The sequence below is a fragment of the Pseudomonas sp. TH06 genome (assembly GCF_016651305.1).
Lineage (GTDB): Bacteria > Pseudomonadota > Gammaproteobacteria > Pseudomonadales > Pseudomonadaceae > Aquipseudomonas.
This window is the reverse complement of the sequence record NZ_JAEKEC010000001.1, coordinates 3,275,726-3,289,839: the sequence shown is the minus strand read 5'-3', so window position 1 is coordinate 3,289,839 and position 14,114 is coordinate 3,275,726. Positions and strand designations below refer to the sequence as shown.

Below are 14,114 nucleotides of genomic sequence, written 5' to 3'. Positions count from 1 at the left end.
TCTGAACTACCGCTATCGCGAGCAGGCTCACTCCTACAAGGGATCTATGCATGGCTCAGGATTGGGAAAATACCAACGCTTCAGGCACATCGATATCCCACAACACTCCGGGATCATCCACCGCCACCTCAACCACCCTTCCCTGCTTGAACAACGGCCTGGCTCCGCGATCACCGCTCAATGCCAGCAAGCCCGGACCGAACGAACGCCCAAACCCCACCGGATGCCCAAACTCGCCATCCTGCACCGGCACGCTCACCGTATCTTCAGCCATTGCCGCCACCACCCGCTCGACACTCGACGGCAAGATAAACGGCATATCCCCCAGCACGATCAGCCAGCCATCAACATCCAGGCATGCCGCCACACCGGCTGCAATGCTGTCGCCCATGCCGGTTGACTCGATGCTGACAACCTCGCAGCCATAGGCCTGTGCCATGCGCATCGCCTGCGGCCGCGCTTCAGTGGTCACCAGCACGCGCTTGTCGAGGCTGGCCGGCAGATTGACCAGCACCTGCTCGATCACCGAACGCACGGCGCCATCGCGCCCGGTGCAATCGGCCAGCAACTTGTCCTTGTCCGCTCCAGCAACCTGGCGAAAGCGGCTGCCCTCGCCCGCTGCCAGCACCACTATGCCGATAGATCGACTCATGCGCCCTCCACTGCTTTCTTCTGTTTCAACTCGACCCCGTTCTTGATCGCGACGATTTCCGCCAGCAAAGACAACGCGATTTCGGCCGGCGAATGACTGCCGATGTGCAAACCGATCGGCCCGTGCAAACGATCAATGGCCTGTACCGACAAGCCTAGCTGAGCCAGATTCTCCCGGCGCTTCTGACTGTTGACCCGCGAACCCAGTGCACCAACGTAGAAGGCTGGCGAGTCGAGTGCGGTGAGTAACGCCATGTCATCCAGCCGTGGATCGTGAGTCAGCGCGACAATCGCCGTGCGCTCATCGGTCTGGATGCTGAGCACCGCATCATCCGGCATACCGGGAACGAAACGACCGTGGTGCTCTTCCCAACCGTAGACGAACTCGGTGCGCGGATCGCAGATCAGCACCTCGAAATCCAGCAACCGCGCCATGTCCGCCACGTACCGCGACAACTGACCGGCACCGATCAACAACAGGCGCCAGCGCGGGCCATAAATCGCACGTAAGGTCTTGCCGTCGAACTCCAGTGAGTCGGATTTGCTCGCGGCCGTCAGCACCACTTCACCGGTTTCGATATTCAGCTCACGGGCGACGATTTCATGGGCTTCGCAACGCGCCATCAACTCGGCAACCCAGGCCGGATCACCGACTCGTTCCTCGGTCAGACGCAACGTGCCACCGCACGGCAAGCCGAAGCGCGCCGCCTCTTCCCGTGTGACGCCATAGGTAATCAACTGCACCGGTGGCCCGTCAGCGCTAATCCGTCCGTCGTGCAGGCGGGCAATCAAGTCATCCTCGACACAGCCGCCCGACACCGAACCAATCACCACACCGTCCTCGCGCAACGCCAGCATGGCGCCGGGAGCCCGGGGCGCGGTGCCCCAGGTCTGCACCACACTGAACAGCACCACACGCTGACCGGCGCGGCGCCATTCGAGCACGTTGCGCAGGACATTGAGATCCGCGCTGTCCATCAGGCTTTGGCCTTCTGCCAGCCCTGCAACTGGTAACGCACCGGAAGATTACGGATACGTTGACCGGTGGCCGCGAAGATCGCATTGCACAGCGCCGGCGCAATCGGCGGCACACCCGGCTCACCGACACCGCCCAACGGCACATCGCCCGGCGGCGTCACCAGATGCACCGCGACCTCTTTCGGCGCCAGCGACATGCGCGCGACTTCGTACATATGGAAGTTGTCCTGCTGCACCTTGCCATCCTTGAAGCTGATCTCACCCAGCACCGCATTGCCGAGGCCCATGACACAGGCACCCTCGAACTGCGAACGGATGCGCTCAGGGTTGATCTGCGGCCCGCAATCCACCGCGATGTCCGCCTTGTGCACGATCAGCGTGCCATCGTCCTTGACCTCAACTTCAATGACCGCCGCCACATAGGTGACGAAGCTGTAATGCACCGCCAACCCCAGGCCGCGCCCCTTGGGCAATTGACGCCCCCAACCGGCAGCCTTGGCCGCTGTTTCCAGCACGGTGCGCATACGCCCGGTGTCGATCGGATAACGCTCGGGAGATTCGCCGTAGTTCCACTCTTCGCTCAGGGTGCGCGGATCGATCTGCCGATCCGGGCCAAGCAGTTTGATCTGGTACTTCAACGGATCAACACCGGCCTTGTGCGCCAGTTCATCGACAAAACTCTGAATCGCAAAACCGTGAGGGATGTTCGACACCGAGCGATACCAGCCGACTCGTGTGTGAACGGTCGCTTCGGGATTTTCCAGGCGCACGTTGGGGATGGCATAAGCCATGTTGGTAAAACCCATGCCCAGTTCGAACGCCGCCTCATGGTTCATGCCCGGGGCAAACAGTGCGGTGATACTTGGCGCGACCGTGCGGTGCAGCCAACCGGACGGCATGCCGTCCTTGCCGAGCCCGGCCTTCAGGTATTCGGAGGACACGGTGTGGAAATACGAGTTGTGGATGTCATCTTCGCGTGTCCACTGCACCCGCACTGCTTTGCCCGGGAATTCCTTGGCGAGGATCGCCGCTTCGACGACGAAGTCAGGCTTCGACTTGCGCCCGAAACCACCACCCAACAGCGTGACATTGAAGGTGACGTTATCGAACGGCAAACCGAGGCGTTCGGCGATCCGCTCGCGCGTGACCTGTGGCGCCTGACTCGGCGCCCAGGCTTCGCAGACCCCGTTGTTGTAACGAGCAATGGCGACCATCGGTTCCATAGGCGCCTGCGCCAGATGCGGCAGGTAGTAAGAAGCGTCAAGCGTGCTGGCAGCGCCGCTCAAGGCCTTGTCGATATCGCCGGTGTTGCGCACCACTTTGCCGGGCTTCAGCGATGCGGCTTCCAGCTCCTTGCGGTAGGCAATCGAGTCGTAACTGGCGTTCGGGCCATCGTCCCATTCGATTTTCAGCGCCTCACGACCCTTGATCGCCGCCCAGGTGTTGCTCGCGACTACCGCCACGCCGCCCAGTGGCTGGAATTCCGAAGGCAACGGGCGGTTTTCGATCTGGATCACTTTAAGCACGCCGGGCACTTTCAGCGCAGCGCTGTCATCCATCGACTTGACCTTGCCGCCGTACACCGCCGGCCGGGCGATGGTCGCGTACAACATGCCGTCGAAATGCACATCGGCACCGTACACCGCACGGCCGTTGACGATGTCGTCACCGTCGATGGCGTTGGTGCCTTCCTTGCCGATGTAGCGAAATTCCGACGGCTGCTTGAGTCGCAGACTGTCGCGCGCCGGTACCGACAACGCACTGGCTGCAGCGGCGAGTTCGCCATAACCCAGCTCGCGACCGGACGGTTTATGGATAACTTTGTGCAACTGCGCGTGACACTCGCCCACCGGCACCTTCCACTGTTGCGCCGCCGCTTGCTCAAGCATGGTCCGGGCAGCAGCGCCGCAACGACGCATCGGCTCATACCAGTGACGCATGCTGCGCGAGCCGTCGGTGTCCTGGTTACCGAAGCGCACTTCATCGCCCGGTGCCTGCTGCACTTTGACGTGAGCCCAATCGGCTTCGAGTTCGTCGGCAACCACCATGGTCAGGCTGGTACGTACGCCCTGGCCCATCTCCGAACGGTTGCAGACCACGGTCACCGTGCCGTCAGCGGCGATGCTGACGTAGACCTTCGGATCGTCGACCCAGCCGTTGGGCATGCCATCGGCGCCAAACTGCTTCGGTTTGTCCTCGGCCAATGCATCCTGCCAGCCCCAACTCGCCGCCAACACCAGCGCACCCGTGGCGCCGACACCTTTGAGAAAACCGCGGCGGCTCAAATTGCTCAGGGCGAAATCATTCGGCAGGCGGCTCATGCTTTCGCCTCCTTCAGATGAGTGGACGCTTGGCGGATCGCAGTTTTGATCCGGTTATAGGTACCGCAACGGCAAATGTTGCCGACCATTGCTTCTTCGATCTGCTCGTCGCTCGGGTTCGGGTTGGTCTTGAGCAGCGCCGTGGCGGACATGATCTGCCCGCCCTGACAGAAACCGCATTGCGCAACAGCCGTGTCGAGCCAGGCTTGCTGGACCACCTGGCCAACCGGATCGGCGTGCAGGTTATCGATAGTGCTGACGTTCTGGCCGACCACCGAGCCGATCGGCGTGATGCAACTGCGCGCGGGCAACCCATCGATATGAATGGTGCAGGCGCCGCACAGGCCCATGCCGCAGCCGAACTTGGTGCCGTTGTAACCGGCGACATCACGAATCGCCCACAACAGCGGCATGTCTTCGGTGACATCGAGGGGATGGTCTTGACCGTTGAGTTTCAGGGTAATCATGGGCACGCCCGCATATTTTTAGGGGTTATGGGGTCGAGCAATCTGCCGCCGGAAAATCAGCGGTGTGGTTCGCGCAGATCGACTCAGGCTAATGAGGCTCTCTTGTGTCGACGGGAACGTCTGCACCGGGCCTTTGGTGGAGCAAATGACGGTTATCGTTAGCTCGCTACGTTAACCCGCGATTAACAAAAAAGCCCTGCACTTTTTTACCAGTGCAGGGCTTTGGATACAGACCTGAAGCGTAGCCTCAATAACGGTTGGGCTCCATTTCCAGCTCGACATTGAAACGTTCTGCAACGTCTTTCTGGATACGTTGCGCCAGATCGAGCAATTGCAGCCCGGTCGCGCCACCGTAGTTGACCAGCACCAGCGCCTGCAATTTATGCACACCGGCATCGGCTTCACGGAAGCCTTTCCAGCCGGCGCGCTCGATCAGCCAGCCAGCGGCCAGTTTCATCTGCCCGTCCGGTTGCGCGTAGGCGACCAGATCCGGGTGCTGCGCCTTGATCTGCGTGACCAGAGCCGCCGACACCAACGGATTCTTGAAGAAGCTGCCGGCATTGCCGAGCACCGCCGGGTCCGGCAATTTTTCACTGCGGATGCTGCAGATGGCGCGGCTGACGTCGGTGGGTGTTGGCTGCTCAATCCCCTGCTCGGTCAGGCGCTGACGCACCGGACCGTATTCCAGATGCAGATGAGCGACGCGGTCGAGCGTAAAACGCACCCGCAGAATCAGCCAGCGCCCCGGCTGCTGCTTGAACAGGCTGTCGCGGTAGGCGAAATTGCACTCCTCCAGGCTGAAATCACGCAGTTCGCCAGTCTGGCGATCCAGCGCGGTGAGCCCGGCGAACACATCCTTGATCTCCACGCCGTAGGCACCAATGTTCTGCATTGGCGCAGCACCGACGGTGCCGGGAATCAAGCTGAGGTTTTCCAGCCCGGACAAACCCGCCGCCAGAGTGTGTTGCACAAAGGCATGCCACGGCTCGCCGGCCTCGGCCTCGATCACCACACGGTTGCCGTCATCGCTGATCACGCGGATTCCGCGAGTGGCCATGCGCAACACCAAGGCTGGAATGTCGGCGGTCAGCAGCAGGTTGCTGCCGCCGCCGATCACCAGCAACGGCACGGCGTGGTCATCGGCATAAGCCAGCGCTTCGCGCACATCGGCGTCGCTGTGGGCCTCGGCGAACAATTGGGCGTTAACGTCGACGCCAAAACTGTTGAACGGTTTCAGTGAAACTTGCGGTTGCACCTGCAAACTCATAACCGGCCCTTCACTTCGATCAGCAATTGGTCACAAGCGGCTTCAATCAGATCCAGCACCTGCGCGAAGCCTTGATCGCCGTCGTAGTACGGATCCGGCACTTCATCGACCAACCCGGCATAGCGGCGCAGGAACAGGTCCAGTTCAGCTTTGCCAGTGGACGGTTGCAGCGCCTTGAGGTTGCGCAGGTTGCTGTTGTCCATGGCCAGAATCAGGTCGTAGCTGGCGAAGTCGGCACGACTGACTTGCTGGGCGCGCTGCGCCGACAAATCATAACCACGCAGTTTGGCCGCAGCCTGACTGCGCTTGTCCGGTGGATTGCCGACGTGCCAGTCACCGGTGCCGGCAGAAGCCACTTCGACTTGATCCGCCAGCCCTGCTTCACGCAGTTTGTGGCGCAACACGCCTTCGGCGGTGGGCGAACGGCAAATGTTGCCCAGGCACACAAACAGAACCCGCATCAGGCCTCCAGCAGGCGTCGAACGCGCTCAAGGTCTTCGACGGTGTCGACGCCGGTTGGCGGTGCGATCAATGCATCAGCCACATGAATCCGCACGCCGTGCCACAGGGCACGCAGTTGCTCGAGCGATTCGGTGTTTTCCAGCCAGCACGGTCCCCAGCTCACAAAGTCCTGAAGGAAGCCGGCGCGGTAGGCATAAATGCCGATGTGACGACGGTACGGCACGCCTTCGGGCAATTGCTCGCGGTTCTTGGCGAACGCATCGCGGGCCCACGGCAAGGTCGCACGGCTAAAAGTCAGCGCCAGACCATTGAGATCGCTGACGACCTTGACCACGTTCGGGTTGAACAGGGTTTCGACATCCTCGATCGGCTCGGCCAGGGTAGCCATGCGCGCTTCGGTGTGGGCGGCCAGGTTTGCGGCGACCTGATCGATCACGCTTGGCGGGATCAGCGGCTCGTCGCCCTGCACGTTGACCACGATCGCGTCGGGCTCAAGGCCCAGTTTCGCCGCGACTTCGGCCAGACGATCGGTGCCGGAGTTGTGATCTTCACGGGTCAGCACCACTTCGGCGCCAAAACCCTTGCAAGCCTCGACGATGCGCACATCGTCAGTCGCAACCACCACGCGGGCGGCGCTGCTTTTGCTCGCCTGTTCCCAGACGTGCTGGATCATCGGCTTGCCGGCGATCAACAGCAGCGGTTTGCCCGGCAGGCGGGTCGAGGCGTAACGCGACGGGATGACAACGGTGAAGGCAGTGGTCATTTATCCAGACGCTCGTCGGTGGTCAGGGTGCGGGCTTCACTTTCAAGCATCACCGGGATGCCGTCGCGGATCGGATAGGCCAGACCGGCGCCTTTGCTGATCAGTTCGGTCTTGTCGGCGCTGAGCTTGAGCGGGCCTTTGCAGATCGGGCACGCGAGGATGTCGAGCAATTTGGTGTCCATGAACATTCCCTGGATAAAAGAGTTAAGGCAAAAGCCGATCCGGCAACAGGCGCATCAGCTGCGTGTCGAACCAGGCCACGAAGGCCGGCGACGGCACGGCATCGACCGCCAGATACCACCAGTCGGCAGCCGCGAAGGCACGGCACTTCACCGCGTCTTTTTCGGTCATCACCAATGGCAACGACGGTGTGAAATTCAAGGCCTGCACGCTGTATTCGGCGTGGTCGGCAAACGCATGCGGGACGGGTCGCCAGTCTAGCGCTTCGAGGGTATTGAAGAAACGTTGCGGATTGCCGATCCCGGCGACCGCGTGCACGCTCTGCCCCGACGGAAAATGCTCGAGCGACTGGCGCTCGCCGCTGTGCAGGTTGACCAGCGCCGTCGGTTGCAGATGGAAAGCGAATCCGTCTTCGCGATCAGCCGTCGCGCCATTGAACAACACGCCGTCGACGCTTTGCAGACGCTCGATCGGCTCGCGCAACGGCCCAGCCGGCAGGCAACGTTTATTGCCAAGGCCACGGGCGGCGTCGATCAGCACCAGTTCCAGATCCCGGGCGAGGCGGTAATGCTGCATGCCGTCGTCGGACAGAATCAAATCCAGCGGTTCGCTGGCGAGCAAGGCTTTGACGGCTGCGCTGCGATCGGGGTCGATCATCAGCGGCACGCCGGTGCGCTGGACGATCAACAGGGGTTCGTCGCCGGCGATATCAGCGCTCTGCTCGGCCTCGACCCGCCACGGCAACTGCGGCGGTTTGGCACCGTAGCCACGGCTGACCACGCCGACACGCAAACCACTGCGGCGGCAATGCTCGATCAGCCAGAGGATCATCGGCGTCTTGCCGGTACCGCCGACAGTGATGTTGCCGACCACGATCAGCGGCACCGGCGGCTGATAGATCTCGCCTTCGCCATCAAGAAAGCGCTGGCGTTTGCCCACCACGACGCGGCGATAGAGCATTTCCAGCGGCCGCAGCAGCGCCAGGGCCGGGTGCCCCTGATACCACGCGGCGAGCAAACGATCGGACAGGCTCATCAGGACTTGGGCGCCGCCTCGACCGTGGTCATGCGCAGATGGCTGAAACCGAGCTTGCCGGCCGCGTCCATGGCGGTGATCACCGATTGATGCTGAGTCTTGCCGTCGGCACTGATCGACAACGGCATGTTGGTATCACCGTTGGATTCTTTCTGCATGGCGTCCATCAGGGTCGCCAGATCGTTTTTCGGCAGAATCTTGTTGTTCACCGAAAACACGCCTTCAGCGCTGATGGCCACATCGATCTGCTTGAGCTGCTGATCTTCGGCCGGCGAGCCGCTGACGGCTTCCGGCAGATCAACGCGCAACTGGGTTTCGCGGGTGAACGTGGTGGTCACGACAAAAAACAGCAGCAGGATGAACACCACGTCGATCAGCGACGCGAGGTTGATGTCCACTGTTTCCCGAGGCTTGCGACGGAATTTCACGCTTTGCCCTCGGCCAGATCGACGTCACGGTCGCCCTGCACCACTTCAACCAGTTTGATCGCTTCCTGCTCCATGCCGACCACCAGTTCGTCGATGCGTCGTTGCAGGAACCGGTGGAAGAACACCGCCGGAATACCGACCATCAGGCCTGCGGCAGTGGTGATCAGCGCCTTGGAGATACCGCCGGCCAGCACCGAGGCGTTGGTGGTCATGCCGGAACCGGTGAACGCACTGAAAATGTCGATCATGCCCAGCACGGTGCCGAGCAGGCCCAGCAATGGCGCCATTGCGGCGATGGTGCCGAGGGCATTGATGTAGCGCTCGAGTTCGTGGATGACCCGTGCGGCGGCCTCTTCGATGCACTCTTTCATGATCTCGCGACCATGCTTGGAGTTGGCCAGACCGGCAGCGAGGATTTCCCCCAGCGGCGAATTGGCGCGCAATTCCTTGAGTTTCTCTTTATTGAGCTGTTTGTCCTTGATCCAGACCCAGACCTGGCCCAGCAGATGCTCGGGGGTGACGCGACTGGCGCGCAGGGTCCACAGGCGCTCGGCGACAATCGCCATGGCCGCGATGGAACTCAGAATGATCGGCAACATCATCCAGCCGCCGGATTTGACCAATTCCCACACAGTGACAGTCCCCTCGAAAAAGTGCGCCACTTTACCATACCGATCCACGATCAGGACCCGCCGCCCCGACGACCGTGACGTCGCCTTCGCGCGCGCCCCGATCAACGGGCCAGTGCAGGTGGATCGCGCCAGAAACGCTGCCGTTGACGCATCGTTTGCGGCGGCTCGAAGGTGCCCAGTTGCAAATGAATGGCGCCGTGCTCGGCACTGTCGTAAATGCGCAGGCCTTGCTTGCGGTAACGCGCCAGCACCGTGGGATGCGGATGGCCGAACGAGTTGCCGTGACCTCGGGAAATCAGCACACCTTGAGGACGCAAGGCCTTGAGCAGCGCCATCGATGATGAACTGCGGCTGCCGTGGTGCGGCGCTTGCAGCCAGTGCGTTTCGACAGCTAAGGGACTTTCCAGCAAATTGCGCTCGGCCTGCGTGTCGATATCGCCGGTCAATAGCAGGCGCTCGCCCTTGGCCTCGATCTGCAACACGCAGGAACGCTGGTTGCTGTCGTGAGCGTCCGGCCATTGCCAGAGTTGAAAACTGACACCGTCCCACTGCCATTGAGCGCCACTTTCACAGGCTTCCGCACTCAGTTCTGCCGGCAGTCCCGGTGGGTCGCCACTGATGACTTGGTTCACCGGGATTCTGCGCGACACTGCCCGCGCGCCACCGGCATGATCGGCGTCGGCATGGCTGAGCAGCATCAGATCCAGCGACTCGACGTTCAGTTTGCGCAAGGCTGGCAGCACCACGCGCTCGCCGATATCGAAATCGCCGAAACGTGGCCCGGCGTCATAGAGCAAGGCGTGATGACGGGTACGGACCAGTATCGCCAGACCCTGGCCGACATCGAGTTGCCAGATGTCGGCCAGCCCCTCCTCCACGCGCTCGCGCGGCGGCACGACCAGAATCAGCAACAAGGGCCAACCCAGCGGACGCAGCGGTACACCTCGCGGCAATAGCAACAGCACGGCGCCCAGACTGCCGATTACCCAGACCCAACCGGGAATCGACGCCGGAATCCATGCAGGCCAATGTCCAGCGATTACCGCCAAACCTTGAAACAACCACTCAATCAATCCACCCGCCAGCCATAGCAGTCCTGCGCCGACATACGGCACTGGCATCAACAACGTCCCCAGCAATGCCGGTGGCAGCACCACCAGGCTGACCCAGGGTACCGCGAGCAAATTCGCCAACGGGCCGCTCAGACTGATCGGCAGGTTCAGAGCCATCAGCACCGGGCCCAAACCTATTGCAATCAGCCACTGCGCCCGTGTCCAGGTTTGCCACCAGCGCCACGCCCCAAGGCGCCCGCCAAAGGTGAAAATCAACACCGCCACCGCGGCGAACGACAACCAGAAACCGGGGCGTAAACTGGCCAGCGGATCCAGCAACAGCACGCCATTGAACGCCAGCAACAATGGCCACCACGCCCCCAGATGACGAAAGCGCAAACGCCACAGCAGCACCAGCCCGACCATCACACAGGCGCGCTGCACGGGCACATCGAACCCGGCGAGCAAGCCATAACCGAGCGCCGCCGCAAACGCCAGGCCGCAGGCCCATGGCAACCACGGCCAACGCAATGGCCACAGCCCATAACGCGCCAATCCGGCGACCAGCAGATACATCACCGCTGCCAACAGGCCGATGTGTTGGCCGGAAATCACCAGCAAATGCACGGTGCCGGTGTCCTGCAGAATCTGCCAGTCCTCGCGACTGAGTCCCGAGCCATCGCCCAGCACCAACGCCGCCAGCGCCCCGGCCCGACCTTGCGCATCCGCCGCCAACAAACGCTGGCGAATGCCATCGCGCCAGGCCCCGCGCGCGGCGGTCAGACGTTCGCCATCCTTGATCGTGCCGGTTGCGCCGATACGTTGCGCCAGCAGCCAGGCTTCGTAATCGAACGCATCAGGATTGAGCAAACCCACCGGACGTTTGAGTTTCACCGCCAGACGCCAGCGTTCGCCGCTGTTGACCGGCGGCCCGGCGTACCAGGCCAGACGCATCAATGTCGGCAGTTTTTCGTGACGCGAGCGCGCATCCGCCAATTCGAAGCGCGCCACGCCATCGCTTTGCTGCGGCAGACCGACCACCCGCCCTTCGACCCAGCGGGTTTCGCCATCCAACCGAATGTGCAACTGGTCATTCAACGCCCATTGCGCGCTGACGCTGGCCCAAGTGAAACCGAACAACAACAGCGCCAACGGATAGCTGCGAAACGGCAGCAGCATCAAAGCTACGACCGGCAGCAACAGCATCAACCAGACCGGCGGTAACGCCGACATAAAAACCGGAGCCAGCAGACCGACCGCCAGCGCCATCATCCCTGTGCGCATAAGCCCGTCCTTGAGAGTTCCAGCCTTAGGCATAGCGGGTGTCGGGCACGAGCGTCGTCAACAATTGTCACAAAGTCTGAATGGGCGGTTCGTAGAATCCAGACATACTTGCCGCCTTAACCGACCGAGAAGCCTTATGCCCCGGCGCTTATTCAAACGTTACATGCCCGACCCGACGAGCATCAGGGAACACAAATCCTTACGCTTTCTCGGCAAGTTGCTGCATGACCCGAACCTCTGGCACCTCAATCGCCATTCGGTTGCCCGTGCAATGGCGGTCGGATTGTTTGCGGCATTCCTGCCGATTCCAGCGCAGATGCTGGTGGCAGCCGCGTTGGCGATCATCGTGCGCGGCAATATGCCGATCGCCGTCAGCCTGGTGTGGCTGACTAACCCGATCACCATGCCGGCGGTGTTTTTCTGTACCTATCAGGCCGGCGCATGGCTGATGGATGTGCCCGCGCGGCATCTGCCGGATGAGCTGACGTGGGAATGGATCAGCGGCGAACTGTCGACGTTGTGGCAACCGTTTTTGCTGGGTTCGGTGGTGTGCGGGCTGGTACTCGGCGCCCTCGCCTACTTCGTGGTGATGATGTATTGGCGCTGGTGGGTGGCGCGGCAGTGGGCCCGGCGCAAGAAGAAACGAATGCCTTGAATGCAAAACGGCCTCCACTGTGGGAGGCCGTTTCGTTTTGTGGCGTCTGGTACGACGCCATCGCGAGCAGGCTCACTCCTGCATTGGAACGCATTTTCCTGTAGGAGTGAGCCTGCTCGCGAAGGCCACCACTCGGTCTTGGGTCAGGTACGCATCCCGCGCCCACTCACCAGCAACCGTGCGCAGCCGAAGTACAACACTACCGTCGCCACCAGCATGAAGGTGATCGCAATACCGATGCGAATATCCGACACGCCCAAAATTCCGTAACGGAAGGCGTTGACCATGTGCAGTACCGGGTTGGCCAGCGACACGGTCTGCCAGAACGGTGGCAGCAAGGTGATCGAATAGAACACGCCACCCAGGTAGGTCAATGGCGTCAGCACGAAGGTCGGGATGATCGAGATGTCATCGAAGTTGCGCGCAAACACAGCGTTGATGAAGCCCAGCAGCGAGAAGATTGTCGCTGTCAGCACGACTACCAGGATGGTTACGCCCAGGTGATGCACCTGCAGATGGGTGAAGAACAGCGACAGAATCGTCACGATTACGCCGACCATCAAGCCGCGCAACACGCCGCCACAGACGTAGCCGATCAGTATCGTGTGCGGCGACACCGGAGAAACCATCAACTCTTCAATCGAGCGCTGGAACTTGCTGCCAAAGAAGCTCGAGACCACGTTGCCGTAGGAGTTGGTGATCACCGACATCATGATCAGCCCTGGCACGATGTACTCCATGTAGGTGAAGCCACCCATGTCGCCAATCTGCCGGCCGATCAGGTTGCCGAAGATCACGAAGTACAGAACCATGGTGATTGCCGGCGGCAGCAGGGTCTGCGGCCAGATCCGCGTGAAGCGTTTGACCTCGCGGTAAACGATGGTTTGCAGCGCGACGAGGTTGGGACCGAACTCGGAACTCATACCGCCACCTTCGACAGATTTTTCTCCACCAGGGACACGAACAGCTCCTCAAGGCGATTGGTTTTGTTACGCAGGCTCAACACTTCGATGTTCTGCTGCGCCAACTGGGTGAACAACGCCGTGATGCCCATGGATTTGTCGACCTGGACTTCGAGGGTATGGCTGTCGATCAACCGGGCCGGGTAGCCGAGCAATTGCGGCGCCGCGTTCAAGTCGTTTTTCAGATCCAGCAGGAAGGTTTCAACGTGCAACTGGCCCAGCAATTGTTTCATGCTGGTGTTTTCGACAATGGTGCCGTGGTCGATGATGCCGATGTTGCGGCACAGCTGCTCAGCCTCTTCCAGATAGTGCGTGGTGAGGATGATAGTGATGCCTTTCTGGTTCAGTTCGGTGAGGAACGTCCACATCGAACGGCGCAGCTCGATATCCACCCCGGCCGTCGGTTCGTCGAGGATCAACAGACGCGGTTCATGCACCAGCGCGCGGGCGATCATCAGACGACGCTTCATGCCGCCGGACAGCGAGCGCGACGGCACATCACGCTTGTCCCACAGGCCGAGCTGAGTCAGGTACTGCTCGGCGCGTTCCTTGGCGATCTTCGCCGGAATGCCGTAGTAACCGGCCTGGGTCACGACGATGTCGAAGGTCTTTTCGAACTGATTGAAGTTGAATTCCTGGGGCACCACGCCGATCGAGCGCTTGAGCGCTGCCGGGTTCTTGTCCAGGTCATTGCCGAAGATATTCACCGTACCGCTGGTCTTGTTGACCAGGGTGGAGAGAATGCCGATGGTCGTGGATTTGCCGGCACCGTTAGGGCCGAGCAAGGCGAAAAAGTCACCTTCGGCGACGTCCAGATCGATACCACTCAAGGCCTGGAACCCGTTGCCGTAGGTTTTGGTTAGCTGCCGGATGGACAGAGCGGAACTCATATCTGATTTACGCACCATGAAGGAAAGGAAGGGATAAACAAGGGCGGGCGGCGAGGGAGACAACCGCGGCGCATAAGCGCAATGGTG

15 protein-coding genes are annotated in these 14,114 nt (G+C 61.2%); 1 reads left to right on the top strand and 14 read right to left on the bottom strand.

Annotation, left to right across the window (positions count from 1 at the left end; translation table 11 throughout):
- Window positions 1-55: 55 nt before the first annotated feature.
- The 12 genes from JFT86_RS14825 to JFT86_RS14770 all read right to left on the bottom strand — a co-directional run bounded on the left by JFT86_RS14825 (window position 56) and on the right by JFT86_RS14770 (window position 11,520).
- Entirely contained in the window at window positions 56-652 is a 597-nt protein-coding gene (locus JFT86_RS14825; RefSeq protein WP_201237234.1) for a nucleotidyltransferase family protein, read from the bottom strand.
- Entirely contained in the window at window positions 649-1,629 is a 981-nt protein-coding gene (locus JFT86_RS14820; protein WP_201237233.1) for an XdhC family protein, read from the bottom strand. Before JFT86_RS14820 ends, JFT86_RS14825 begins: the two co-directional genes overlap by 4 nt.
- Window positions 1,629-3,950, bottom strand: a complete 2,322-nt coding sequence (locus JFT86_RS14815) for a xanthine dehydrogenase family protein molybdopterin-binding subunit (protein ID WP_201237232.1) — start codon at window positions 3,948-3,950, stop codon at window positions 1,629-1,631. Before JFT86_RS14815 ends, JFT86_RS14820 begins: the two co-directional genes overlap by 1 nt.
- A complete protein-coding gene (locus JFT86_RS14810) occupies window positions 3,947-4,417 on the bottom strand; it encodes a (2Fe-2S)-binding protein (protein WP_134178193.1) in 471 nt (156 codons plus the stop codon). Before JFT86_RS14810 ends, JFT86_RS14815 begins: the two co-directional genes overlap by 4 nt.
- Before the next feature lie 247 nt (window positions 4,418-4,664).
- The gene (murB, locus tag JFT86_RS14805) at window positions 4,665-5,684 is read right to left on the bottom strand and encodes a UDP-N-acetylmuramate dehydrogenase (RefSeq protein WP_201237231.1); all 1,020 of its coding nucleotides are present in this window, start codon (window positions 5,682-5,684) and stop codon (window positions 4,665-4,667) included.
- Entirely contained in the window at window positions 5,681-6,145 is a 465-nt protein-coding gene (locus JFT86_RS14800; RefSeq protein ID WP_201237230.1) for a low molecular weight protein-tyrosine-phosphatase, read from the bottom strand. The genes murB and JFT86_RS14800 overlap by 4 nt, the downstream gene beginning before the upstream one ends.
- Window positions 6,145-6,909, bottom strand: a complete 765-nt coding sequence (gene kdsB, locus JFT86_RS14795) for a 3-deoxy-manno-octulosonate cytidylyltransferase (RefSeq protein WP_201237229.1) — start codon at window positions 6,907-6,909, stop codon at window positions 6,145-6,147. The genes JFT86_RS14800 and kdsB overlap by 1 nt, the downstream gene beginning before the upstream one ends.
- Window positions 6,906-7,091 carry a Trm112 family protein gene (locus JFT86_RS14790; protein ID WP_003174668.1) on the bottom strand — a complete coding sequence of 62 codons (186 nt, stop codon included), beginning with the start codon at window positions 7,089-7,091 and terminating at the stop codon, window positions 6,906-6,908. The genes kdsB and JFT86_RS14790 overlap by 4 nt, the downstream gene beginning before the upstream one ends.
- Window positions 7,092-7,113: 22 nt before the next feature.
- The gene (lpxK, locus tag JFT86_RS14785) at window positions 7,114-8,124 is read right to left on the bottom strand and encodes a tetraacyldisaccharide 4'-kinase (protein WP_201237228.1); all 1,011 of its coding nucleotides are present in this window, start codon (window positions 8,122-8,124) and stop codon (window positions 7,114-7,116) included.
- A complete protein-coding gene (locus JFT86_RS14780; protein ID WP_201237227.1) occupies window positions 8,124-8,552 on the bottom strand; it encodes a biopolymer transporter ExbD in 429 nt (142 codons plus the stop codon). The genes lpxK and JFT86_RS14780 overlap by 1 nt, the downstream gene beginning before the upstream one ends.
- Window positions 8,549-9,184 (bottom strand): MotA/TolQ/ExbB proton channel family protein, encoded by a 636-nt coding sequence (locus tag JFT86_RS14775; RefSeq protein WP_016771007.1) that lies wholly within the window; start codon window positions 9,182-9,184, stop codon window positions 8,549-8,551. Before JFT86_RS14775 ends, JFT86_RS14780 begins: the two co-directional genes overlap by 4 nt.
- Before the next feature lie 101 nt (window positions 9,185-9,285).
- On the bottom strand, window positions 9,286-11,520 hold the full coding sequence (locus tag JFT86_RS14770) for a DNA internalization-related competence protein ComEC/Rec2 (RefSeq protein ID WP_201237226.1): 2,235 nt from the start codon (window positions 11,518-11,520) through the stop codon (window positions 9,286-9,288).
- Between the two features lie 136 nt (window positions 11,521-11,656).
- Between JFT86_RS14770 and JFT86_RS14765 the strand changes: the two genes are divergently transcribed.
- A complete protein-coding gene (locus JFT86_RS14765) occupies window positions 11,657-12,175 on the top strand; it encodes a DUF2062 domain-containing protein (RefSeq protein WP_201237225.1) in 519 nt (172 codons plus the stop codon).
- Between the two features lie 143 nt (window positions 12,176-12,318).
- Here the strand turns inward: JFT86_RS14765 and JFT86_RS14760 are convergent, their stop codons facing one another.
- Window positions 12,319-13,098, bottom strand: a complete 780-nt coding sequence (locus tag JFT86_RS14760) for an ABC transporter permease (protein WP_201237224.1) — start codon at window positions 13,096-13,098, stop codon at window positions 12,319-12,321.
- Window positions 13,095-14,027: an ABC transporter ATP-binding protein gene (locus JFT86_RS14755; RefSeq protein WP_201231034.1), complete on the bottom strand. Its 933-nt coding sequence runs from the start codon at window positions 14,025-14,027 to the stop codon at window positions 13,095-13,097. The genes JFT86_RS14760 and JFT86_RS14755 overlap by 4 nt, the downstream gene beginning before the upstream one ends.
- Window positions 14,028-14,114: the final 87 nt, after the last annotated feature.

Coding starts and splice junctions, on each gene's coding strand:
- JFT86_RS14825 (WP_201237234.1), bottom strand. CDS start 652: ATGAGTCGATCTATCGGCATAGTGGTGCTGGCAGCGGGCGAGGGCAGC.
- JFT86_RS14820 (WP_201237233.1), bottom strand. CDS start 1,629: ATGGACAGCGCGGATCTCAATGTCCTGCGCAACGTGCTCGAATGGCGC.
- JFT86_RS14815 (WP_201237232.1), bottom strand. CDS start 3,950: ATGAGCCGCCTGCCGAATGATTTCGCCCTGAGCAATTTGAGCCGCCGC.
- JFT86_RS14810 (WP_134178193.1), bottom strand. CDS start 4,417: ATGATTACCCTGAAACTCAACGGTCAAGACCATCCCCTCGATGTCACC.
- murB (WP_201237231.1), bottom strand. CDS start 5,684: ATGAGTTTGCAGGTGCAACCGCAAGTTTCACTGAAACCGTTCAACAGT.
- JFT86_RS14800 (WP_201237230.1), bottom strand. CDS start 6,145: ATGCGGGTTCTGTTTGTGTGCCTGGGCAACATTTGCCGTTCGCCCACC.
- kdsB (WP_201237229.1), bottom strand. CDS start 6,909: ATGACCACTGCCTTCACCGTTGTCATCCCGTCGCGTTACGCCTCGACC.
- JFT86_RS14790 (WP_003174668.1), bottom strand. CDS start 7,091: ATGGACACCAAATTGCTCGACATCCTCGCGTGCCCGATCTGCAAAGGC.
- lpxK (WP_201237228.1), bottom strand. CDS start 8,124: ATGAGCCTGTCCGATCGTTTGCTCGCCGCGTGGTATCAGGGGCACCCG.
- JFT86_RS14770 (WP_201237226.1), bottom strand. CDS start 11,520: ATGCGCACAGGGATGATGGCGCTGGCGGTCGGTCTGCTGGCTCCGGTT.
- JFT86_RS14765 (WP_201237225.1), top strand. CDS start 11,657: ATGCCCCGGCGCTTATTCAAACGTTACATGCCCGACCCGACGAGCATC.
- JFT86_RS14760 (WP_201237224.1), bottom strand. CDS start 13,098: ATGAGTTCCGAGTTCGGTCCCAACCTCGTCGCGCTGCAAACCATCGTT.
- JFT86_RS14755 (WP_201231034.1), bottom strand. CDS start 14,027: ATGAGTTCCGCTCTGTCCATCCGGCAGCTAACCAAAACCTACGGCAAC.